This is a genomic window from Paraburkholderia sp. BR10141 (genome assembly GCF_056155635.1).
On the sequence record NZ_JBMIQH010000134.1, the window covers coordinates 1 to 681 of the forward strand.

Consider the following 681-nt stretch of genomic DNA (forward strand, 5'->3'; position numbering starts at 1 on the left):
GTCGGCGGAGCGGAACGCCGCCGAGTAGCCGCCGGGGCCCGCGCCGAGCACGAGCATGTCGCATTCGACATCGGCGCTGCCGCTGAAGCTGCCGGCTTGCGGGGCCGCGGTTTTCGAAACTTCTGCGGCCTTCGGTGCTTCAGCCGCCTTCGGTGCTTCGGCAGCCTTGGGCGCTTCAGCCTTCGGAGCCGGCGCCGCTGCGCCTTCCGACGCCTCGACCAGCGCGATCACCGTGCCCTGCGAAGCCTTGTCGCCGGCTTTGATCTTCACTTCCTTGACGGTGCCCGCGACGTCGCTGGGCACTTCCATCGTGGCCTTGTCCGACTCGAGCGAGAGCAGCGTCTGCTCCTTCTCGATGACATCGCCCGCCTTGATATTGACTTCAATGACCTCAATGTCCCTGAAGTCGCCGATAGCCGGCACTTTTACATCGATAAGCGTCATGGATTGATTTCTTCCCTGCGGTTGTACCGGGGCTCGTCGCGGATCAAAGCGATACCCGTCGATAGTCGGCCAGAATCGTGACGAGATAGGCATTGAAGCGGCCAGCTTCTGCGCCATCAATGACGCGATGATCCCATGAAACCGACAGGGGCAGCATGAGGCGAGGCACAAACTGCCTGCCATCCCACACCGGCTTCATCGCGCTCTTCGACAGGCCGAGGATCGCCACTTCCGGTG

The 681-nt window shown here is 62.8% G+C and carries 2 protein-coding genes; both read right to left on the reverse strand.

The genetic code is table 11. The features are described from left to right. The coding region (locus ACOJB8_RS41175) for a biotin/lipoyl-containing protein (protein ID WP_475017997.1) at positions 1-444 on the reverse strand (444 nt) is incomplete at its 3' end. A gap of 43 nt (positions 445-487) precedes the next feature. After that, the coding region (locus ACOJB8_RS41180; protein WP_475017999.1) for a 2-oxo acid dehydrogenase subunit E2 at positions 488-681 on the reverse strand (194 nt) is incomplete at its 5' end.